The organism is Bradyrhizobium sp. HKCCYLRH2015, from assembly GCF_051168215.1.
GTDB lineage: Bacteria > Pseudomonadota > Alphaproteobacteria > Rhizobiales > Xanthobacteraceae > Bradyrhizobium.
Window position 1 is genome coordinate 95,558 of the sequence record NZ_JBNPUO010000011.1, and the last position, 22,706, is coordinate 118,263.

Below are 22,706 nucleotides of genomic sequence, written 5' to 3' on the forward strand. Positions count from 1 at the left end.
TTCCGTCCTGGTCGGCGACCAACAACAGAACGCCTAACCGCATGACCGCGTCTAACGGGATGCATCGCCGGCTCCGCCTCATTTCATCACCAACCTTCAAGACTCTTGCGATCCTTGCGGCCAAGCCGCTGCAGCACACCAGGAATCGATCATGATCAAGCAGTTGATGTCGTCGCGCCGTTTTGCCCCGCTGTTCTGGGCTCAATTCTCCTCGGCGCTGAACGACAACGTCCTGAAGAATGCGCTGGTCATCATGCTGCTCTATGGCGCCGTGGCAACGCATGGCGACGCGCTTGTGACCGTGGCGGGCGCCGTCTTCATCTTTCCGTTCTTCATCCTGTCCGGGCTCGGCGGCGAGCTGGCGGATCGATATGTTAAGGGAATCGTGGCGCGCCGGCTCAAATTCGCGGAGATCTTCGCCGCAACCTTTGCGGCGCTGGGCTTCTTTCTGCATTCGATCCCGCTGCTGTTCGTCGCCCTCGGCATGTTCGGTGTCATTGCCGCGCTGTTCGGTCCCGTGAAATACGCCATGCTGCCCGATCAACTGACGGTCGGTGAGCTCGCAACCGGCAACGCGCTGGTCGAAGGCGCGACCTTCATGGCCATCCTGATCGGCACCATCGCCGGCGGCCAACTCGTCTCCGGCTCGTCGCACATGGGATGGGTCGCTCTCGCCGTCATCGGCCTCGCGTTGATCTCCTGGGCGTCGGCCTCGCGCATTCCGCACACGTCGCCGTCGGCCCCCGATCTGCGCATCACGGCCAATCCCTGGACCTCGACCTCGCACCTTCTCAAGTCGCTGTACGCCGCGCCGCGGCTGTGGGACGGCATGGTGATCGTGTCCTGGTTCTGGCTGGTCGGCGCCGTCGTGCTGTCGCTGCTGCCGGCGCTGGTCAAGGATGTCGTCGGCGGCACCGAGGGCGTGGTCACTCTGTGCCTCGCCATCTTCGCGATTGGCATTGCCATCGGCTCGCTGTTCGCAGCGCATCTCAGCCACGTCAGGCCGAATCTCGCGCTGGTGCCGATCGGCGCCATCCTCATGGGCGTGCTCGGCCTCGATCTGTCCTGGGCGATCGGGACGACCGAGGCCGCAAAGGGCCTCACGCCGCTCGCCTTCGTCGGCTCTTGGGCGGGCGCGCGCATGCTGATCGATTTCGCCGTTTTCGCCTTTGGCGGCGGCCTGTTCGTGGTTCCGGCGTTTGCCGCCGTGCAGGCCTGGTCGGAGCCGACCGAGCGCGCCCGGGTCATCGCTGCCGGCAATGTGCTGCAGGCCGCCTTCATGGTGGTCGGCTCGCTGGGCGTAGCCGGCCTGCAGGCCGCGGGCGTCTCGATCGCCTGGATCTTCTTCGGTCTGGCTTTGGCCAGCTTCGGCGCCGTCTGGTTCGTGCTCAACAAATGGGGCAGGGAGGGCGTGCGCGATTTCGGCGCGATGCTGTTCCGTGCTCTGTTCCGCACCGAAGTGCGCGGCCTGCAGAACCTGCCGCCAGCCGGCACCCGCATGCTGATCGCGCCGAACCATGTCAGCCTGATCGACGGTCCGCTGCTACACGCGGTGCTTCCGATTGATGCGACCTTCGCCGTGGACACCGGGATCTCCAAGGCCTGGTGGGCGAAGGTCTTCCTGAAGCTGGTGAGCCACATCACGATCGACCCGACCAAGCCGCTCGGTGCTCGCGACCTGATCAAGCTGGTCGCCAGCCAGGAGCCGGTGGTGATCTTCCCCGAGGGCCGCATCACTGTGTCGGGCTCGCTGATGAAGGTCTATGACGGCACCGCAATGATCGCCGACAAGGCCGACGCCATCGTGGTGCCCGTTCGCATCGAGGGCGCGCAGCGATCGCATCTCAGCTATCTCAAGGATGGCCAGATCAAGCGCTCCTGGTTTCCCAAGGTGACGGTGACGATCCTGCCGCCGGTGAAGCTCACCATCGATGCGGCTCTCAAGGGCAAGACCCGCCGCAATGCGGCCGGCGCGGCGCTGCAGGACGTGATGATCGACGCCATGGTCAAGAACGCCATGCTGGATCGGACGCTGTTCGAGGCGCTCGCCCATGCCCATCGCGACCACGACACCGGCAAGGTGATGATCGAGGATCCGCTCGGCACCAAGCTGACCTATCGCAAGCTGCTGCTCGGCTCGCAGGTGCTCAGCCGCAAGCTCGAGCAGGGCACGATGGTGGGCGAGAACATCGGCCTGTTGCTGCCGAACTCCGCCGGCGTCGCCGTGGTGTTCATGGCGCTGCAGTCGATCGGCCGCGTGCCGGCAATGCTGAATTTCTCCGCCGGCCCGGTGAATGTGCTGGCGGCAATGAAGGCGGCGCAGGTCACGACCGTTCTGACGTCGCGGGCCTTCATCGAGAAGGGCAAGCTCGACAAGCTGATCGCGGCGATCGAAGGACAGGCCCGCCTGGTCTATCTCGAGGACGTCAAGGCCTCCGTCAGCCTGGCCGACAAGATCAAGGGGATGATCGACGGCACCAAGCCGCGCGTCGCCCGCAATGCCGACCATCCGGCGGTGATTCTGTTCACGTCCGGCTCCGAAGGCACCCCGAAGGGCGTCGTCCTGTCCCATCGCAACATTCTCGCGAATGCCGCGCAGGCATTGGCGAGGGTCGATGCCAACGCTAACGATCTTGTGTTCAATGTTTTGCCGGTCTTTCACTCCTTCGGCCTCACTGGCGGCATGATGATGCCCATGTTGGCGGGCATCCCGATCTACATGTACCCGTCGCCGCTGCATTACCGGATCGTGCCCGAACTGATCTACCAGACCGGCGCCACGATCTTGTTCGGCACCGACACCTTCCTGACCGGCTACGCGCGCTCCGCTCATGCCTACGATTTCCGCACCCTGCGGCTGGTCATTGCCGGCGCCGAGCCGGTCAAGGATCGGACACGGCAGATCTACATGGAGCGTTATGGCATCCGCGTTCTCGAAGGCTATGGCGTCACCGAGACCGCGCCGGTGCTGGCGATGAACACGCCGATGGCCAACCGTGTCGGCACCGTCGGCCGCCTGTCGCCGCTGATGGAGTATCGGCTCGACAAGGTGCCGGGCATCGAGGAGGGCGGACGGCTTTCGGTCCGCGGCCCCAACGTCATGCTCGGCTATGTCAGGGCCGAAAATCCCGGCGTGCTCGAGGCACTGCCGGAGGGCTGGCACGACACCGGCGACATCGTCACCATCGACGCGCAGGGCTTCATCACGATCAAGGGCCGCGCCAAGCGCTTTGCCAAGATCGCCGGCGAGATGGTGTCGCTGACGGTGGTCGAGCAGATCGCCGCGGCTTTGTGGCCGCAGGCAGCCTCGGTCGCGGTGTCGATCCCCGACCAGCGGAAGGGCGAGCGCATCGTGCTGATCACGACGCAGAAGGATGCCGAACGCTCCGCGATACAGCGTCAGGCCAAGGCGCAAGGCGCGCCGGAGCTTGCGGTGCCGGCCGTCGTGATGGTGGTCGACAAGATCCCGCTGCTCGGCTCGGGCAAGACCGACTATGTCGGCGCCAAGGCGCTTGCCGAGGCGAGTGCGGCAACCGCTACGACGGAGCGCGAGCCGGAGGAGCGGGAAGTCGCGTGATTGCATCGCTGCGCCGGCGTTCTCAGCACAGTGGCCCCCGCGACGCGGGGGTTGTGCTGCTGCATGGCATCGCCGGCCGGTCATTGATGCTGCGTCCGCTGGAAAAGCGGTTGCAGCGCGCAGGTTTTGCGACGCTGAACCTCGACTATGAGAGCCGCAAGAAGCCGCTCGAGTTTCTTGCTGACGACATCCGCCCGGCGATCGCCGATTTCGCCGCCGGGATCGACGGTCCGGTCCATTTCGTCACCCACTCGATGGGCGGGCTGCTGGCACGGGTCGCGATCGCGAAGCATCGGCCGGCGCGGCTCGGCCGTGTCGTCATGCTGGGAACGCCCAATGGCGGCAGCGAGCTCGCCGACCGGCTGCAGAACGTCGGGCTGTATCGCGCCTATTTCGGGCCGGCAGGCCTGCAACTGGTGACCACGAAAGACGTCACGCTCGCCTCCTTGCCGGCCGCCGACTACGAGATCGGCGTGATCGCCGGCAACCGTTTCCTCGACCCGATCGCCGGGCTGTTCCTGCTGCCATGGCCGAACGACGGCCGCGTCTCGGTCGAGAGCTGCAAGCTCGTCGGGATGACGGACTACACGACCGTCAAGGCCTCGCACGTGGGACTGCTGGTGCATCCGACGTCGTTCCGGCAGACCATCGCGTTCCTGCGTACCGGCCAGTTCGAGCCTGCGCGTCCGCTGCTGCGCGGCGTCATCGATGAGATCGGCCGCCGCGCGGCCTCCTGACGCAAGTTTTCCTTGCTCCTCGCGGCTATCCCGCGACAATCTCGCATCCGACAGCAAGCGACAGGCAAGGCGATGACCGACGACAGCGTGATTCTCGACAAGCGCGGGCAGGCCCTCTGGATCACCATCAATCGTCCGGAGAAGCGCAACGCGCTGAATGGCGACGTCATCGCCGGCATCTCGCGCGGCTATCGCCAGGCGCATGACGATCCCGGGGTGCGCGTGATCGTGCTGACGGGGGCGGGCGACAAGGCGTTCTGCGCGGGCGCCGACCTGCAGAACTCCGGCGCGGCGTTCGCGATGGATTTCTCCCGTCCCAATGTCGACTATGCCGATCTGCTCAGGCTGTCGCAGAATGCCACCAAGCCGGCGATCGCGCGGGTCGGCGGCGTCTGCATGGCCGGCGGCATGGGCCTGCTGTGCATGACCGACATGGCGGTCGCGGCCGACCACGTCCTCTTCGGCCTTCCGGAGGTGAAGGTCGGCGTGTTCCCGATGCAGGTCCTGAGCCTCTTGCAGAGCATCGCGCCGCCGCGTCTCGTCAACGAATGGGCGCTCACGGGCGAGCCGTTCGACGCCAAGGTCGCGCAGGCCGCCGGGCTGCTCAACCACGTCGTTCCCGCCGCCGAGCTCGACGGCAAGATCGACTGGCTGATCGGCCGCCTCGTCGACAAGTCGCCGACAGCCATCCGCCGCGGCAAATACGCCATGCGCGCCATCGCCTCGATGTCGTTCGACGAGTCCATCGCCTATCTCGAAAGCCAGATCGCGCTGCTGGCGATGACCGAGGACGCCAAGGAAGGCCTGAAGGCATTTGCCGAGAAGCGCAAGCCGGTGTGGCCGGGGAAATGATTTCGCTCGTATGATGAGGTCGTCATTCCGGGGCGCGCGTAGGGCGAGCCCGGAATCCATACTCCCGATGGCGGTTATGGATTCCGTGCCCACGCCTTGCAGGCGCGGTCCGGAATAACGCTGGTGGAGACGTGCGCGCGTTCTCAACATCGTCGCCATCGTCGAGCAACAGAATATATTCGTCAGCAATCTCGCGGCGCCGTGCGCCCGAGTCCCGTTCTGGTCTCAGCACTCAGAGATGAAGAGGGCGCAGGGCAGGTGAATCGGCTTATACGTGATCTCTCTGGTGCCCCGGGCTTTCGGGTCACCGTCACGTGCGTGCGGCCTGCCGTCTTTGAGGAGCACTTGTTCCTCGGCTAGCGTGCAACTCTACGCCCGCCACGGGGACCCCACTCCCGGCGCTCGTTTCTGCACAGGCCAAGCGCTCTGAGCGGCATCAATCGGATCATGGGTGACGAGATCAAGGATCTCGTTGTTGGCGAAGCCGATCGCCATGGGGCGCACCACGTCTGCCACCACGCCCAGATCGTAGAATTCGGTTACCGCCCCGTCGATCCGAAACCAGTTTTCGCAGACACCGGTATCGAGATTGATCAATTGGATTCCGCACCACGGTTCGGAATCGGTTTCGGCTAACCGGCGATCCAGTGCGAGACCCTCGAACCGCTCATAGCGAGGTTTCGACAAGCCAACGAAGGCATGGTTGCCGAAAAACGCGAGCCCGCGCACGAAGCCGGGACAGAAGGCCAAAACCTGGAACGTCGCGCCGGCTGCTGAATGCGCGATCCACCCGATCTCCCCTGTGCCCGAGTTAAGCACCCACAATCTCCCGCGATAGAGTCGGGGGGAATGAGGCATCGAGAGACCGCCGATCACTATCTCGTTGGAGTGCACGTCGACGACGATGCCGCCATCGGAGCGACGGTCGCGCCAGCCATCGACGGTATCCGATTTGCTGATCGCGGTAACGTAGCGAGGGGTGCCGTCTTCGATGGCAAGTCCGTTCAGGTGACATCGGTCCTCCTTGACGATCTTCGAAATGAATGAAGGCTTCCACAGCGGCGTGAAGCTGTGCCGTTCCGATATTGAAGCAAGACAATTGTAAAGCGTGTTGACGAAGACGATGCGGCCATCGCTCAGCACCCCGACGTCGTGAACATCGAGCTCGCCGGTGGTGAATATCTGGCGCGGGACATAACAGGCATCGTGCAGATCGTTGATCCGCTGGCCGGGCGCAAGCACGTTCCTGAATTTCAGGATTTGGAACATCGTGGCGAGCAGAATCGTGTCTCTGTCCACGACGCAGAGTCCCATAGCCTTGTGAAAGAGGCGCTCGTGGACCAAGAGCCCGCCATCGACGTTCTGACCGAGGAAATAGAGTTTGCCGGATTGATAGGACGAACCCACGATGGCGATGCGCTGAGAACCAAGAAACTCGGGCAGTCCGGGGGACATGGAGTACCGAAGCGCCTCCCCGCCGGCTTGGCCGACCTGTTCCGCGGGAAGGCGCAGGCCAGTTTGATCGGCGGGCAAAATCTCGTTTGATTCGAATGTCGGCACATCGTCACGACAGCACATGGATGCTTCCCCAAACGGCGGTGGACCCGACAAGAGGCCGCGCCTCTTCAGCGCGGCCCAGGAGAGCGCCTCGAAAGACGGGATCGACCTACGACTTTGTGATCGAAGTGCGGCATCTCCTGGTTGTCGAGTGATTTTTGACATATAAAGGTTGAATTTCCCAGCCCAAGGAGGGGGCGCTTGTCCGACAGGTCTCTATGCCGGCAGCTGGTGCTGTCGTCTTCGATGCTGGTGGGTGCTGTTTCCGGCTATAGCCGCCGGGCCTACTCTGCTTGCGCCAATGTGGGCGGTTCCAATTGGGAATGCTCGGGGGCCAGCACCGCCCAGACGATTTCGGGCGCCAACGCGCACGTGACTGCGCTATCGGGATTCCGCATTACCACCGTCTCCGCGAATGCCCTCACGGTCACCGGCGCTGGCGACCTTTCATATACCGACACGAACTCCTCTCCGTTTACCGCGAGCGCCGGTAACGGACTCAATATGACGACGACAGCCGGCGTTCCGGGCAGCATCACAGTCAATACCAACGGTGATATCACCGCCCTCAACTACGGCATTCGGGGCCGCAACCAGGGCACCGGCGCGCTCAACATCACGACCAATGGCGATGTCGTCAGCACGGGCACAACCGCGGTATCGCGGGGAATCGTGGCGATCAATTTCGGCACTGATCTGACCGTGACGACCGGCGCGGGCTCCAACGTTAGTGGCGCACGCTACGGAATTCTGAGCCGCAACTACGGCACTGGATCGACGACCGTGACGGTCAATGGTGACGTCACGGCCGTCGGCACGACCGGCAGCGATTTCGCGCTTCTCGCGAGAGGGAACGCAGATGTCACGGTGACCACAACCGCCGGAACCGCCGTGAGCGGCCAGGAGAGTGGCATCTTTGCGCGGAGCGATGGCAATGGCGCGGTAAAGATTACCATCTCGGGCGACGTCACAGGAACCAATACGACGGGCATATATGCGAGAAGCGGAACGAGCGGATCGATTGCGATTGCGATCGGTGCCGGAAGCCAGGTGACCTCGAATGGTACGGGGGCGGATGGTTTCGCCATTGATACATCGAGCCTCGTCGTCAGCCCCACGACTCTCACTGTGGCCGGCACGCTCAACGGCGGTGCAGGCGGGGCGGTGCGATTTCATGGTTCGGCGAACCGGCTTGAGCTTCATCCAACCGCTGTGATCAACGGCAACGTTTTCGGCGGCGGCAGCGACACCCTTGCACTGGGCGGCACGGGTACAGCGAGCTTCAACGTCGCAACGGTCGGTACAGGCCTGCAATACCAGGGCTTCGGGACGTTTCTCAAGGAGGGCAGCAGCCACTGGACGCTTACGGGCACCACTCCGCTCATCTCCAGCTTTGCCGTGAATGGCGGCCTGCTCGAGGTTGACGGAAGCATGCCAAACACCTCGGTCACGGTGAATAGCGGCGCACTGCAACTCGGGAATGGCGGCAGCGGCGGCTCGATCGGCGGCAACGTCAACGACAATGGCACCTTCGCGATCAATCGTTCCGACAGCTACACGTTCGGTGGCATCATTTCGGGCACCGGGACGTTCCAACAGCTTGGCTCCGGCTCGACCATCTTCTCTGGCGCGAACACTTATACCGGCGGCACCACCGTCAGCGCTGGGACGCTGCAACTCGGGAATGGCGGCACCAGCGGCTCGATCGTCGGCGACGTGATCAACAACGGAATCTTGGCCTTCAATCGTTCCGACAATTACACCTTCGGTGGAACGATCTCGGGCCCTGGTACCCTTGAGCAGAACGGCAGTGGCACGCTCGTCCTGAGCGGGGACAGCAGCTATACCGGTCCGACGTTCGTCAACGGCGGAATACTGGACGTCACGGGGAGGCTTGCATCGACCGTGTTCGTCAACTCCGGGACCCGGCTCACGGGCAATGGCACGATCGGGGGGCTCGGTGTCGCGAGCAGCGGAGTCGTTGCGCCAGGCAATTCGATCGGGACGCTTAATGTCTCCGGCGATCTATCCTTTGCCTCTGGCTCCGCCTACGAAGTCGAGACCAACGCGACCGGGGCCGCAGACCGGATCGCGGCGACCGGCACGGCAAGACTCAATGGCAATGTTGTTGTCCTGCCGCAAAGCGGTGCCTATGGCTTCCGTACGACCTACAATATTCTCAATGCCGCCGATGGCGTCATTGGTACCTTCTCTGGGGTGAGCAGCAACTCTGCGTTCCTGTTTCCCAGCCTGAGTTATGATGCCAACAACGTGTTCCTCTCGCTGACCCAGTCGACCTTCTTTCCGAGCGTCGCGCGGACGGCAAACCAGCTGGCCGTAGCCACCGCTCTCCAGGAAAGCTCGCCGGACAGCCGGCTTTTCGGCAGCGTTATCTTCCAGACGGCGGCCGGCGCGCAGCAGGCGTTCGACGCGCTATCGGGCGAACTTCATGCCAGCGCACGGACGTCCATTGTTGAAGACGGCCATTACGCCCGGGATGCCGTCCTCGGACGCTTGCGTCAAACTTCGTTTGAGGACCGTTTTGGGGCCTTTGCGGGTTTTGGCTCCGAAGGTCCGGCCGTGATCTACGGTGATGCCGATCGATCCCCGCCGAAGCACCTGGCCTATGTCGATACGGGCAGGCACATTTTCCGCGCTGGCAGCATTCCTTTGTCGGCCAACGCATCCACATCGCGGAATATTGCCTGGTGGGCTCAGGGAGTGGGGGCTTGGGGCACGGTTCATGGTGACGGGAGTGCTGCTGGTATGAGCAGACGCCTGAGCGGCTTCTTCAGCGGAGTAGACGGGCGGCTGGGAGACAACTGGCGGGCAGGCGTTGCACTCGGCTACACCAATTCGAGGATGAGCATCGATGCCCGTGCGAGCTCGGCCGATATCGAGAGCGCATTTTTCGGCGTCTATACAGGGTTGGGCGTGGGTGCCTGGAACGTCCGCTCGGGGGCACTTCTGAGTTTCAGCACGATTGGGAGCGCTCGCTCGATCAGCTATCCCGGTTTTCTCGAACGGGCGACCGGGCGCTATGGCGCGTTCAGCTCACAATTATTTGGTGAGATTGGGTATGATCTAAACCTCGCGAATGCTGTTGTGGAGCCATTCACAGGTTGGTCCTGGATCCATCTCCATACCAATGGCTTCGATGAGGCCGGTGACGTTGCCGCACTTTCCGTCGCATCGCGCGAGGAGGACGTGGGTTATACCGCGATCGGGTCGCGCGCGTCGGCGGTGATTGGATTGTCGGGCGGAATGGCGCTCAAACCTTCAGCATCGCTCGCTTGGCAACACGGGTTCGGCCAGCTTAAGCCGGAAGACTACCTGCTTTTCAGAAGCACGGGCGCTAGATTCGACATCGCCGGGGTGCCGCTCGCCCGCGATGCCGCCCTGGTGCAAACCGCGCTTGATCTGCGCACAGGCGCCAATACTGTCATAGGATTGTCCTATCGCGGCAATCTTTCGACCAGCACCCAGGATCACTCGGTCGAGGGGCACATCAAAATTCAATTCTAGCTCTATCCGGCAAAAGATATTCGGAGCGATGCACGAGGCGATTCGGCATCTTATCGAGACGTGCCTACGATTTGCCCGCGACTGCGCAGCACACTTTCGAGCGTTGCCTGGTTTTGTCCTTGCCGCAGATGAACAATGAGCTTGGATGATCTTCGTTTGCGACTGAAACCTTACAGCAGAATTGGCTACGCAGGTTGCTCCGAGCTTCGCACGGCGTCATGATTGATGGATGCTGCGGCATTCGGATCGAGAGAACATGACGCCATCGGCCGGACATCCCAACGCTGACGGCCTGCGCATCCGGCCGATGCGCCCGGACGAGATTTCGCTCGCCATCGATTGGGCGGCGGCCGAGGGCTGGAATCCCGGCCGGTCGGATGCGGCCTGTTTCGCCGTGGTCGATCCCGGCGGCTTTCTGATTGCCGAGCGTGAGGGCGTGCCGGTCGCAACCGTGTCCTGCGTGAACTACGACGACCGCTTCGCCTTTCTCGGCTTCTACATCGTCCGTTCCGAGCTGCGCGGGCACGGCTACGGCTTGCGGCTCTGGCAGGCGGCGATGGCCCATGCGGGTTCGCGGGTCGTCGGGCTCGACGGCGTGGTCGCGCAGCAGGACAACTACCGGAAATCCGGCTTCAGCTATGCGTATGCCAATATCCGCTACGGCGGGCGACCCGTAGCCCTGCCGCAGTCGGTGGAGCGATCAGGTGTCGTCACTCTGGGCGATGTGTCGTTCGCCGATATCGAAGCGTCAGACGCGACCGTGTTTCCTGCCCCGCGCCGTGCATTCCTGCGGGCCTGGATCGACACGCCCGGTCATCTCGGCCGGGCGCTGATCCGCGACGATACGCTAGCCGCCTGGGGTGTGATCCGTCCGTGCCGCATCGGCTACAAGATCGGTCCGCTGGTTGCCGAGAGGCGCGATGATGCCGAGGCCGTAATCGCGGCTCTGTTGAGCACGGCCGGCGAAGCCGAGGTGTTCCTCGACGTGCCCGCGATCAATTCCGCGGCGGTGGCGCTCGCCGAGAGCCTCGGCCTCAAGCCGGTGTTCGAGACCGCGCGGATGTACACCGGGCCAATCCCGCCGCTACGGATCGAGCGGGTGTTCGGCGTCACCACCTTCGAGCTCGGTTAGCCCAGCGGCCGCGCGAAGCTCAGTTCATGACCGTCGGGATCGGTGAGGTGAAAATAGCGCTCACCCCATTCGGCGTCGCGCGGCTCGGTCGAGGGCGTGAAGCCGGCGCCGAGCGCCTTCGCGTAGACGGCGTCGACGTCGGCGACATGGAAGATGATGCGGCCCCACCAGCTCCATTGCTTGTCCTTGGGCATGGCGATCAGGTTGAGAAAGCCGAAGCCGACCCTGAAACTCGTGAACGGCGTGTGGGCGCCGCCATGAGCGATGTTGTCGAAGCCGAGCGCGCGATAGAAGGCGACGGCACGCGCCATGTCGTGGGTGGCGATGGTGATCGCGCTGATGCTCTCGATGGTCATGAAGGCGCTCCGAGCCCTAGTGGAAGCCGCGTTGCAGGAAAGCGTATCCTGCCGGTGTCAGGCAAGGGCAGCGTCGCGGCTCATCGCCAGCGCCGCCGGCTCATTGCCGCTCCCAACGCAATAAAGACCGCGGCGCCGAGCGCGACCGTCATCGCGCGCGCGACATCACCGGGCACCAGCAGGGTCTGCTGGGCCGCGCCGCGGCTGAACGAACCGCGGGTGCGGTGCAGGCGCGTCACCGGGTGATCGAGATTGTCGGTGCGGTCGGGCACCAGCGGCACATCGGTCTGTTGCCCGGCGATCGCCTTGGCTGCGAGGTAGCGGTCGAGCAAAGCCGGCGCGACGGCGTTACCGAGGATCGTGAGCAGTGTCGGCCAGCCGATCCAATATTCGCGGAAGCCGCCGTCGGCAACGCGATAGACGGCGTCCGCGATCACCTCGGGCTCCACCGGCCGGCCCATCGGGCGTGGCGTATGCGCAAGGTGCGCGCGGGCCCAGTCGAATTGCGGTGTGTTCACCGCGGGCAGATCGACGATGCTGAGCGTGATGCCCGAGCGCTCGTGCATCAGCTCGGCACGCAGCGAGTCGGTGAAGCCCCGGATCGCATGTTTGGCGCCGCAATAGGCCGCCTGCAGCGGAATGCCGCGATAGGCGAGCGCCGAACCGATCTGGATGATGCGGCCTTCGCTGCGCCGGCGCATCGAGCGCAGCGCCGCCATCGTGCCGTGCACGAAGCCGAGATAGGTGACCTCGGTGACGCGGCGGAATTCTTCCGGCGTGATGTCCGCTACGGTCGAGAACACCGTCTCCATGGCGTCATTGATCCAGATGTCGACCGGACCCAGGCGCTGCTCGAGCCGCTCGGCCGCGTCGAACAGGGCCTGCGCATCGGCGACATCGACGGCCTCGTATTCGGCATGGGCAAACCGCGCCTGCAGCTCGCGCTGGACGTCGCGCAGCGCTTCCTCGTCGCGCGCGATCAGGCCGATGCGATCGCCGGCCTCGCCGAAACGCTTCGCGATGGCACGGCCGACGCCTGCGGAGGCGCCAGTGATGATGATAGTGCGAGTTCGTCTGCGAGGCATGTCCGGTTTCTCCACGCGCCCCTTGGTACAAACGTGCGGCGGCCGGCAATGTTTCGGGCCGGTCAAGCCGGCCGAATGAATTCTCCGTCAGCTTTTGACGGCGCCGGGGAGTTCGACGCGCGATCCACCGAGCTCCGAGAGGGCACGCCAGTCCCCTCGAGATCGTTGGAACGGTAGAATTCGCAGAGCTTTGCTGTGCGACCGAGCTCAGCCCGCATTGGCCTTGAGGCCGGCGGCTTCGATGCCGGCGACCGCGCAGATCTCGTCATTGTCGGAGGTATCGCCGGAGACGCCGACGGCGCCGACGAGCGTGGTGCCGTCCATGATCAGCACGCCGCCGGGCACCGGGACCATGCGCCCCTGGGCCAGCGTGTTCACGGCGTCGATGAAATAGGCCTGCTCCTGCGCGCGCTGGAACAGGGCGCGGGAGCCGAGGCCGAGCGCGAGCGCCCCATAAGCCTTGCCGTGCGCGACCTCGGCCCGCATCAGGCTGGTGCCGTCCTGCGCGGCGGCCGCTTTCAGGCAGCCGCGGGCGTCGAGCACCATCACGGCGAGCGGCTTGAGCTTCTTTTCAAGGCCTTTGGCGAGGGTGGCATCGAGGATCTTGCGGGCGGTGTCGAGAGAGAGGTCGGCCATGTCTGTGAGTCCCTGTGTCATTAACTCAAACGAAGCTGCGTAGGGTGGGCAAAGCGTAGCGTGCCCACCATCTTGCGAAGCGGAAGGTCCGCGGTGGGCACGCTTCGCTTTTGCCCACCCTACGGACTACGTAGATGCTCGCCCTCGCTCCAGGCTCATCGCCAGGAGCTGCGCGGCGTGAACGGCGCCACGATTGGCGCCGTCCTGGATCTGGTGGCGGCAGGAGGTGCCGTCGGCGACGATGAACGTTGCAGCGTCGGCCTTGCGCACGGCTGGTAGCAGCGACGCTTCCGCCATTTGCAGCGAGACCTCGTAGGTCTCCGCGCCATAACCGAAGGCGCCGGCCATGCCGCAGCAGGAGGATTCGATGGTCTCGACCTCGAGCTCCGGAATCAGCCGCAGCACCTGCTCGACAGGCTTGAAGGCGGCGAAGGATTTCTGATGGCAATGGCCGTGCAGCAGCGCCTTGCCGGGCAGGGGGGCGAGCGGCAGCGCGAGCCGGCCGCTCTCGGCCTCGCGCGCCAGAAACTCCTCCAGCAGCAGCGCATGTGCGCTGATCGTTTTCGCGGTCGCGTCGTTGCGCAGCGACAGCAGCTCGTCGCGGAGCGTCAGCAGGCAGCTCGGTTCCAGGCCGATGATCGGCACGCCGCGCGATGCGAACGGCGCGTAGGTTTCGACCAGGCGCTGCAGCTCGGACTTGGCTTCGCCGACGAGGCCGGCGGAGAGAAAAGTGCGGCCGCAGCACAGCGGGCGGCCACCATCCGTCGGCTTCGGCACATGCACGCGATAGCCGCCGGCGATCAGCACGCGCAGCGCGGCGTCGAGGTTTTCGCGCTCGTAGACGCGGTTGAAGGTGTCGCCGAACAGCACGACCTCGCGGCCATCAGCCGGACCGAACGCGTCGGCGTCGACACGGAAGGTGTCGCTGCGGAAGGCCGGCAGCTTGCGCCTGGCGCTGATGCCCGCGACGCGCTCCATCAGTGCGCGCAGGGGCGCGACGTGATTGCGCAGGTTCACGAGCGGCGCGAAGCGGGCAGCCATATCGGCATAGCGCGGCAGATAGGCGACGAGCCGGTCGCGCAAGGTGAGGCCATGCGTGGTCGCGCGGGCCGCCAGCACCTCGATCTTCATCTTGGCCATGTCGACGCCGGTCGGGCACTCGCGGCGGCAGGCCTTGCAGGACACGCAGAGCTTCAGCGTCTCCATCATCTCGTCGGACGACAGCGCGCCGGGACCGAGCTGGCCGGAAATCGCGAGTCGCAAGGTGTTGGCGCGGCCGCGCGTGACATCCTTCTCGTCGCGGGTGGCGCGGTAGGACGGGCACATCACGCCGCCGTCGAGCTTGCGGCAGGCGCCGTTGTTGTTGCACATCTCGACCGCGCCCTGGAAACCGCCGGCGGCGCCGGGATAGGCCGACCAGTCGAGTACTGTCTTGATGTCGTCGACGCGGTAGTCCGGCGGATAGCGGAACAGCGAGCGGTCGTCCATCCTGGGCGGATCGACGATGCGGCCGGGATTGAGCACGTTCGCCGGGTCGAAGCGCCGCTTCACTTCCTTGAAGTCGGCGACGATGCGGCTGCCGAACATCTGCTCATGGAATTCCGAGCGCACGATGCCGTCGCCATGCTCGCCGGAATGCGAGCCCTTGTACTCGCGCACCATCGCGAAGGCTTCCTCGGCGATCGCGCGCATCGCCTTCACGTCCTTCTCCAGCTTCAGGTTCAGCACCGGACGGACATGCAGGCAGCCTTCGGAGGCATGCGCATACATCGTGCCGCGCGTGCCGTGCTTGGCGAAGACCTCGTTGAGGCGCGCGGTGTAGTCGGCGAGATGCGGCAGCGGCACCGCGCAGTCCTCGACGAACGACACCGGCTTGCCAGCCTCCTTCATCGACATCATCACGTTGAGGCCGGCGGCGCGGAAGTCGGCGACGGCGGTCTGCAGCGCGGGCTCGGTGATCTCGACCACGCCACCCCATTTGCTTATCTCGTTGCTCCAGGAGAAGCCGAGGTCGCCCATCAGCTCGGAGAGCTGTTTGAGCTTGGCGAGATTCTCGTCCTTGGTCTCCTCGGCGAACTCCACCACCAGGATCGCGTCGGGATCGCCCCGCACGGCCGCCGCGATCACCGGCTGGAACATCGCGATGTCGCGGCCCAGCCCGATCATGGTGCGGTCGACCAGCTCGACGGCGATCGGCTTCAACTTCACCAGATGCTGGGCCGCATCCATCGCCTGATAGAAGCTCCCGAAATGGCAGACTCCGAGCACTTTGGTGCGGATCAGCGGCCACAGCTTGAGCTCGATCCGGGTGGAGAACGCGAGCGTGCCTTCCGAGCCGACCAGCAGGTGGGCCATGTTGTTGGCGGCGTTGCGCGGCGTCAGCGCGTCGAGATTGTAGCCGCCGACGCGGCGCTGCACCTTGGGAAACTTGTCGGCGATCTCGGCCGCCTCGCGCTCTCCCAGCGCCAGCATGTCGCGGAACAGCGCGCGGGCGCCGTCGGGCGCGCTGACGTCACCAAGGTCGCGCGGCACCTCGCCGAAACGCGCCAGCGTGCCGTCGGCCAGCGCGGCGTCGATCGCGATGGTGTTGTCGCGCATGGTGCCGTAGCGCAGCGAGCGGCCGCCGCAGGAATTGTTGCCGGCCATGCCGCCGATCGTGGCGCGCGACGCCGTGGAGACGTCGACCGGAAACCACAGGCCGTGCTTCCTGAGCTGGCGGTTGAGATCGTCGAGCACGATGCCCGGCTCGACCACGCAGGTCCGGGCCTCGACATCGAGCGAGACGATGCGGTTCAGGTGCTTGGAAAAATCGACGACGATCCCCTCGTTGACGGTCTGGCCGCATTGCGAGGTGCCGCCGCCGCGGGGCGTGACGATGCGGCCGTCGTCGCGGGCGATGGCGAGCGCAAGCAGCGCCTCGTCCATCGTGCGCGGCACGACCACGCCCGCCGGGATGACCTGGTAGAACGAGGCGTCGGTGGCGTAGCGGCCGCGGTTGAAGCGGTCGAAGAAGACGTTGCCCGTGATCTCGGCGCGGAGCTTCTGTTCGAGCCTGGACGGACCGGCTTTGGCGTTCGGCATGGTGATCCCTGGTCGGGCCCGGCTGTCGTCCGGCGGGCGCTGTTCCGCCCGGTGTCATTCATTTCCGCAAATGCGTCAATCTGATTGCATGCAAATTTGCGCAATCCCGGGCGTTATTCGACCTTGTCCGGCTTGGCTCCCGCCAGCGGCGGCTGGCTCTCTGCGAAGTAGGCGATCGCAGCCGCGCCCTTGTTGCGCAGATGCTGGAACAGGATGTCCGACAGCTCGCTTCCGGCGCGGCGGCGCAGCGCATCGAGGATCAGCTCATGCTCGCGCATGGCCTCGCTCCAGCGCTCGCGCTTGCGGGCGAAATTGGCGGAGAAGCGCACCCGGCGGATGCGGCCCGCCAAGCTCTCATAGGTCGCATGCAGGGTGGCATTGGCGGCGGCGTCGACGATCGCGCGGTGGATCAACTGGTTCATGCGGAAATAGCCCTGCATGTCCTGTCGCATGTAGAACCCGTACATATCGTGATGAAATTGCTCGATTTCCGCGATCGCTTCATCCGAAATCTTCTCGCAGGCGAGGCGCCCGGCGAGGCCTTCCAGGCCTCCCATCAGGTCGAACAATTCATGGATGTCGGCGGCGCTGAGAGGGCGCACCCGGGCGCCGCGATTGGGCAGCAGTTCGACCAGACCCTCAGCTGCGAGCACCTTCAGCGCTTCGCGCAAGGGCGTGCGGGACACCCCCAGCATTTCGCAAAGCTGGCGCTCGGACAGGCGTCCGCCGTCGGCGACGTGGCCCTCGACGATGTAGTCGCGCAGCCGTGCCAGGATCTCGTCATGCAGCGAGGTCTCGTCCCGCGCGGGCACGGATCGACCGCTTGGCCCTGCCAAGGGTGGCGTCTCGATATCGGGAATCGTGGAATTCATCTTACCCATTGTAGCGGTAGTTACAGATGTGGTCGACCTCATCCGTGAATGCGGTTAAGCTCTTGCACGTCAAGAAATTGAATGCAATCATGGGTGCCAGAATGCCGTCGTCTCCCTGGAGTTCTGCCGTGACCCGTCCCCAAGGCCGTCATTTCCTGCATATTCCGGGCCCAAGTCCGGTGCCCGAGCGGGTGCTGCGGGCCATGGACATGCCGGTGATCGATCACCGCAGCGCCGAGTTCGCCGAGCTGGGGAGGGCCGTGCTCAGCGGCTCGCAGACAATCTTCAAGACCGCCAGCCCGGTGATCATCTACCCCTCCTCGGGCACCGGTGCCTGGGAGGCTGCCATCGTCAACACGTTGTCGCCGGGCGACAGGGTGCTGATGGTCGAGACCGGCCACTTCGCCACGCTGTGGCGGCAGATGGCGGCGCGGTGGGGCATCGAGGTCGACTTCATTCCTGGCGACTGGCGCCGTGGCGTCGATCCCTCTGTCATCGAGGAGAAGCTGGTCGCCGATGCCGGCCATCGGCTCAAGGCGGTGATGGTCGTGCACAACGAGACCTCGACCGGCGCGACCAGCCGGGTCGGCGAGGTGCGTGCCGCCATGGACCGCGCCAAACATCCGGCGCTGCTGATGGTCGACACCATCTCTGGTCTCGCCTCGGCCGACTTCCGCTTCGACGAGTGGAAGGTTGATGTCGCCGTATCCTGCTCGCAGAAGGGTTTCATGCTGCCGCCGGGGCTCGGCTTCAACGCCATCTCGGACAAGGCGCGCCTTGTTGCCAAGGGCAACAAGATGCCGCGCTCGTTCTGGGACTGGGAGGACATGCTGAAGCTGAACGCGAATGGCTTCTTCCCCTATACCCCGGCGACGAACCTGCTCTATGGCCTGCGCGAAGCGATTGCCCTGCTGCTCGAGGAGGGGCTCGATCAGGTGTTCGCGCGCCACCAGCGCCTTGCGGCCGCGACCCGCGCCGCGGTCGAGCATTGGGGCCTCGAGGTGCTGTGCCAGGAGCCAAAGGATTTTTCGCCGGTGCTGACCGCCGTGCTCATGCCGCCGGGCCATGACGCCGATCAGTTCCGCCAGGTCGTGCTCGATAAGTACAACATGTCGCTCGGCTCGGGCCTGTCCAAGGTCGCGGGCAAGGTGTTCCGCATCGGCCATCTCGGCGAGTGCAACGCGCTGACCTTGATGGCTGCGCTGAGCGGTGTCGAGATGGGGCTGCGCGCGGCCGGCGTGCCGCATCGCGCCGGCGGTGTCGATGCCGCGATGGCCCTGCTCGACGAGCCATCGCAGGGCAATGCGCCGAGTCATCTTGCGGCCGTGACATGAGGCCAAATCGCGTGCCGCAAGCCGGGGTGCCCCGCTATGCCGCACTGCACAGAAGAAGGGGATTTGTGTGCATCTGAGGGATGTCAGCCCGGAGCGATCGGTGCTTGCGTCTTCTTTATTGACGCCAGCGGTCTGGCGGGAGAAAAGCGCGGCGAGCGCGTGGCATGCCACGTCCGCGCACCAACCAAATGACCGGGGATGGACGCCAATGACTGTGCACACGGGACGGCATTTTCTTCAGATTCCGGGGCCGACCAACGTACCCGACCGCGTGCTGCGCGCGATGGACATGCCGACCTTGGACCATCGCGGTCCTGAGTTCGCCGAGCTCGGCTTCGCGGTGCTGGCGGCCAGCCAGCGCATCTTCCGCACCAAGCAGCCGGTGATCATCTATCCGTCGTCGGGAACCGGCGCGTGGGAAGCCGCGATCGTCAACACGCTCGCGCCCGGCGACAAGGTGCTGATGGTTGAGACCGGCCAGTTCGCTGTGCTGTGGCGGGGCATCGCCGACAAGTTCAAGCTCGACGTCGACTTCATCCCCGGCGACTGGCGTCATGGCGCCGACATCGCGGCGATCGAGCAGCGTCTGGTCGACGACAAGGCGCACAAGATCAAGGCCGTTTGCGTCGTGCACAATGAGACCTCGACCGGCTGCCTGACGCCGCCGCTCGAGGTGCGCAAGGCGCTCGACCGGTCCGGCCACCCGGCGCTGCTGATGGTCGACACCATCTCCGGCCTCGGCTCGATGGAGTATGAGCACGACGCGTGGGGCATCGACGTCTCCGTCGCGGGCTCGCAGAAGGGCCTGATGCTGCCGCCGGGCCTCGGCTTCAACGCCGTCTCGGAGAAGGCGCTCGCCGCCGCCAAGGCCAATCCCGGCATGCGCTCCTACTGGGACTGGCAGGAGATCATCACTTTCAACAAGCTCGGTACCTTTCCCTATACGCCGGCCTGCAATCTGCTGATGGGCCTCAACGAGGCGCTGAAGATGCTGGAGGAGGAGGGCCACGAGAACGTGTTCGCCCGCCACCGCCGCCACAGCCTTGCGACGCGCGCCGCTGTGAAGGCATGGGGCCTCGACACGCAATGCGCCGATCCGCAGGCGCATTCGCCGGCGCTGACCGGCGTCGTCATGCCCGACGGCCATGATGCCGATCAGTTCCGCAAGACGGTGCTGGAAAACTTCGACATGTCGCTCGGCACCGGCCTCAACAAGATCAAGGGCAAGGTCTTCCGCATCGGCCATATCGGTCATTTCAACGACCTGATGCTGATGGGCACGCTCGCCGGCGTCGAGATGGGCCTGGCGCTCGCCAACGTGCCGCATCGTGCCGGGGGCGTGCTTGCGGCGATGGATGTTCTCAAGGCGCGCGAGGCCGCGCCGATTCCGAAGGTGGCCTGATGACCGCGCCTGTGACCGGCTCCGACGATCTCATCTATGCCGTCGACGACGGCATCGCCAAGATCACCTTCAACCGGCCGCAGGCGCGCAACGCGATGACGTTCGCGATGTACGACCAGATGGCCTCGATCTGCGAGGCCATCAATGGCGATCGGTCGATCAAGGCGCTGATCCTGACCGGGGCCGGCGACAAGGCCTTCGCTTCGGGCACCGACATTTCACAGTTCCGCGCCTTCAAGACCGCGCAGGATGCGCTCGACTATGAGGCGCGGATCGACCGCGTGCTCGGCACGCTGGAACTGTGCCGTGTGCCGGTGATTGCGGCGATCGCGGGCGCCTGCACCGGCGGCGGCGCCGGCATCGCCGCCTGCTGCGACATCCGTATCGGCACAGAGACCACGCGCATCGGTTTTCCGATCGCGCGTACGCTCGGCAACTGCCTGTCGATGTCGAACATTTCGCGCGTGGTCTCGCTGATTGGGCCTGCGCGCACCAAGGATCTCATCTTCAAGGCGCGGCTGGTCGAGGCGCCCGAGGCGCTGGCGCTCGGTCTGCTCAACGAGATCGTGCCCGACGTCGAGACGCTGCAGACACGCGCGCTGGAGACCGCGAAGCTCATCGCCTCGCACGCGCCGATCACCCTCGAGGTGACCAAGGAGGCGGTGCGCCGCATCCGCCGGACCCTGTCGCGGGACGAGGGCGAGGATTTGATCCTGCGCGCCTATATGAGTGAGGATTTCCGCGAGGGCATGGAGGCGTTCCTCAACAAGCGGACGCCGAACTGGAAAGGCAAGTAGTCCGATGCCGTGCTTGCGACCTTATGCCGAGGAACATGAGGCCGCATCGTGCTTGTGTTCTTGAACTGACCACAATAAGCCAGCAGTATCCTGGTAGGATGCAAGCTGGCGTTTCGAACGGGGAAGAAAACACGTGCGCAAACTGATCAAGATCGCGGCCGCGACGGCGGCCATTTTCACAAGCGCTCCGGCCTTTGCCGGCTGGGAGCCGACCAAGCCGGTCGAGATCGTCGTCGCCGCGGGCGCCGGCGGTGCATCCGACCAGATGGCGCGGATGATGCAGGCTGCCATTCAGAAGAACAATCTTCTGAAGCAGCCGGTTGTCGTGTCGCTGAAGGGCGGCGCGTCGGGCGCCGAAGCCCTGATGTACATGAAGTCCAGCGACGGCGATCCGAACAAGATCCTGATCGCCTATTCGCTGATCTACATGCTGCCGCTGTCGGCCAAGCTGCCGTTCGACTGGCACGAGCTGTCGCCGGTTGCGGTGATCGCACTCGACCAGTTCGTGCTGTGGGACAACGTCAACGGCCCAAAGACGGTGAAGGAGTTCATCGATGCCGCCAAGGCGTCGGCCTCGCCGTTCAAGATGGGCGGTACCGGCTCCAAGCGAGAGGACCACGTGCTGACCGTCTTCATGGAGAAGAAGACCGGCGCCAAGTTCTCCTATCTGCCTTACAAGTCGGGGGGCGAGGCCGCGACCCAGCTGGTCGGCGGTCACACCGAATCCAACGTCAACAATCCGTCCGAAAATCTCGAAGTCTGGCGCGCCGGCCAGGTGCGTCCGCTGTGCGTATTCGACAAGGAGCGCATCTCCTACACGACGAAGGTCACCGAAACGCAGTCCTGGAACGACATTCCGACCTGCAAGGAGCAGGGGCTCGACGTGCAGTACCTGATGCTGCGCGGCATGTTCCTGCCGGGCAAGGTGACGCAGGAACAGCAGGAGTTCTACATCGACCTGTTCAGCAAGCTGGTGCAGACATCGGAGTACAAGGACTACATGGAGAAGCAGGCGCTGAAGCCGATCTTCCTCACTGGCAAGGACATGCTGCAGTTCCTCGAAGAGGATGGCTCGCTCAACAAGCAGCTGATGACGGAAGCGGGCTTCGTCGCCAAGTAAGGCTGGACGGGGCGAGGGGATGAGGAGGATCGATGTCCAACGCTGAGCTCGAGATTGCCGTCGACGATCCGACCGCGCCGGAGGAGAATTCTCCGGCCGTCACCTCTACCGGGACCGTCGACGTCGCGGTGTCGCTGCTGCTGCTCGCGCTCGCGGTCGTGCTCGCCTGGGACAATTGGCGGACCGGTGCGTCCTGGGACTCGACCGGTCCGGAGCCCGGCTACTTTCCGTTCTATCTGTCGGTGATCCTCGGCGGCGCCAGCCTTTACGGGATCGGCGCCGCCTTCCTGTCGAGCAAGGAAGCAGTCGAGACCTTCGTGACGCGCGCGCAACTGCGCCGCGTGATGGCCGTGTTCGTGCCGACCTTGTTGTTCTGCATCGCGATGCAGTTCCTCGGCATCTATGTCGCGAGCTTCCTGCTCATCGCCGGGTTCATGCGCCTCGTCGGCAAGATCGCGATCTGGAAATCGCTGCTCACGGCGTTCCTGTTCAGCGCCGTGATGTTCGTGACGTTCGATGTCGTGTTCGACGTGATCATGCCGAAGGGCCCGCTCGAAGCGGCGTTCGGGTACTGATACCGGTCTCTCCCCGTCATTGCGAGGAGCGAAGCGACGAAGCAATCCAGGGCTGCGCATTCGACTCT

The 22,706-nt window shown here is 64.6% G+C and carries 16 protein-coding genes; 10 read left to right on the plus strand and 6 right to left on the minus strand.

Annotated features, from left to right (window positions below; all coding sequences use genetic code 11):
- Positions 1 to 151: 151 nt before the first annotated feature.
- The 3 genes from ACQR1H_RS27195 to ACQR1H_RS27205 all read left to right on the plus strand — a co-directional run bounded on the left by ACQR1H_RS27195 (position 152) and on the right by ACQR1H_RS27205 (position 5,166).
- Positions 152 to 3,577 carry an acyl-[ACP]--phospholipid O-acyltransferase gene (locus tag ACQR1H_RS27195; RefSeq protein ID WP_434908463.1) on the plus strand — a complete coding sequence of 1,142 codons (3,426 nt, stop codon included), beginning with the start codon at positions 152 to 154 and terminating at the stop codon, positions 3,575 to 3,577.
- Entirely contained in the window at positions 3,577 to 4,314 is a 738-nt protein-coding gene (locus tag ACQR1H_RS27200; protein WP_315803791.1) for an esterase/lipase family protein, read from the plus strand. Before ACQR1H_RS27195 ends, ACQR1H_RS27200 begins: the two co-directional genes overlap by 1 nt.
- 72 nt (positions 4,315 to 4,386) lie before the next feature.
- The gene (locus tag ACQR1H_RS27205) at positions 4,387 to 5,166 is read left to right on the plus strand and encodes an enoyl-CoA hydratase/isomerase family protein (RefSeq protein WP_315803578.1); all 780 of its coding nucleotides are present in this window, start codon (positions 4,387 to 4,389) and stop codon (positions 5,164 to 5,166) included.
- 369 nt (positions 5,167 to 5,535) lie between these two features.
- On the opposite strand, the gene ACQR1H_RS27210 is transcribed toward ACQR1H_RS27205, so the two are convergent.
- A complete protein-coding gene (locus tag ACQR1H_RS27210) occupies positions 5,536 to 6,744 on the minus strand; it encodes a TIGR03032 family protein (RefSeq protein ID WP_316216917.1) in 1,209 nt (402 codons plus the stop codon).
- Between the two features lie 180 nt (positions 6,745 to 6,924).
- Here ACQR1H_RS27210 and ACQR1H_RS27215 point away from each other — a divergent pair, with 180 nt between their 5' ends.
- Positions 6,925 to 10,248 (plus strand): autotransporter outer membrane beta-barrel domain-containing protein, encoded by a 3,324-nt coding sequence (locus ACQR1H_RS27215; RefSeq protein WP_434891927.1) that lies wholly within the window; start codon positions 6,925 to 6,927, stop codon positions 10,246 to 10,248.
- 256 nt (positions 10,249 to 10,504) lie between these two features.
- On the plus strand, positions 10,505 to 11,380 hold the full coding sequence (locus tag ACQR1H_RS27220) for a GNAT family N-acetyltransferase (RefSeq protein WP_315803790.1): 876 nt from the start codon (positions 10,505 to 10,507) through the stop codon (positions 11,378 to 11,380).
- Here ACQR1H_RS27220 and ACQR1H_RS27225 read toward each other — a convergent pair.
- The 5 genes from ACQR1H_RS27225 to ACQR1H_RS27245 all read right to left on the minus strand — a co-directional run bounded on the left by ACQR1H_RS27225 (position 11,377) and on the right by ACQR1H_RS27245 (position 17,410).
- Positions 11,377 to 11,736, minus strand: a complete 360-nt coding sequence (locus ACQR1H_RS27225; protein ID WP_315803575.1) for a VOC family protein — start codon at positions 11,734 to 11,736, stop codon at positions 11,377 to 11,379. The genes ACQR1H_RS27220 and ACQR1H_RS27225 overlap by 4 nt on opposite strands.
- A gap of 80 nt (positions 11,737 to 11,816) precedes the next feature.
- A complete protein-coding gene (locus ACQR1H_RS27230) occupies positions 11,817 to 12,821 on the minus strand; it encodes an SDR family oxidoreductase (RefSeq protein WP_315803574.1) in 1,005 nt (334 codons plus the stop codon).
- Between the two features lie 207 nt (positions 12,822 to 13,028).
- Positions 13,029 to 13,457: a GlcG/HbpS family heme-binding protein gene (locus ACQR1H_RS27235; RefSeq protein ID WP_315803573.1), complete on the minus strand. Its 429-nt coding sequence runs from the start codon at positions 13,455 to 13,457 to the stop codon at positions 13,029 to 13,031.
- A 126-nt stretch (positions 13,458 to 13,583) separates the two neighbouring features.
- Entirely contained in the window at positions 13,584 to 16,538 is a 2,955-nt protein-coding gene (locus ACQR1H_RS27240; protein WP_316238927.1) for an FAD-binding and (Fe-S)-binding domain-containing protein, read from the minus strand.
- A 113-nt stretch (positions 16,539 to 16,651) separates the two neighbouring features.
- Positions 16,652 to 17,410, minus strand: coding sequence for a GntR family transcriptional regulator (locus ACQR1H_RS27245; RefSeq protein ID WP_316183852.1), 759 nt, complete (start codon positions 17,408 to 17,410; stop codon positions 16,652 to 16,654).
- Positions 17,411 to 17,538: 128 nt separating this feature from the next.
- Here ACQR1H_RS27245 and ACQR1H_RS27250 point away from each other — a divergent pair, with 128 nt between their 5' ends.
- From ACQR1H_RS27250 to ACQR1H_RS27270, 5 genes are all read left to right on the plus strand, one after another.
- A complete protein-coding gene (locus tag ACQR1H_RS27250; RefSeq protein ID WP_434908464.1) occupies positions 17,539 to 18,744 on the plus strand; it encodes a pyridoxal-phosphate-dependent aminotransferase family protein in 1,206 nt (401 codons plus the stop codon).
- Positions 18,745 to 18,952: 208 nt separating this feature from the next.
- Complete coding sequence (locus tag ACQR1H_RS27255; protein ID WP_434908465.1) at positions 18,953 to 20,146, plus strand: pyridoxal-phosphate-dependent aminotransferase family protein; 1,194 nt, start codon at positions 18,953 to 18,955, stop codon at positions 20,144 to 20,146.
- The gene (locus ACQR1H_RS27260; RefSeq protein WP_315803568.1) at positions 20,146 to 20,943 is read left to right on the plus strand and encodes an enoyl-CoA hydratase/isomerase family protein; all 798 of its coding nucleotides are present in this window, start codon (positions 20,146 to 20,148) and stop codon (positions 20,941 to 20,943) included. The genes ACQR1H_RS27255 and ACQR1H_RS27260 overlap by 1 nt, the downstream gene beginning before the upstream one ends.
- Before the next feature lie 133 nt (positions 20,944 to 21,076).
- Positions 21,077 to 22,063, plus strand: a complete 987-nt coding sequence (locus tag ACQR1H_RS27265; RefSeq protein ID WP_316180073.1) for a Bug family tripartite tricarboxylate transporter substrate binding protein — start codon at positions 21,077 to 21,079, stop codon at positions 22,061 to 22,063.
- Positions 22,064 to 22,095: 32 nt separating this feature from the next.
- Positions 22,096 to 22,638, plus strand: coding sequence for a tripartite tricarboxylate transporter TctB family protein (locus ACQR1H_RS27270; RefSeq protein ID WP_315803566.1), 543 nt, complete (start codon positions 22,096 to 22,098; stop codon positions 22,636 to 22,638).
- Positions 22,639 to 22,706 lie beyond the last annotated feature (68 nt).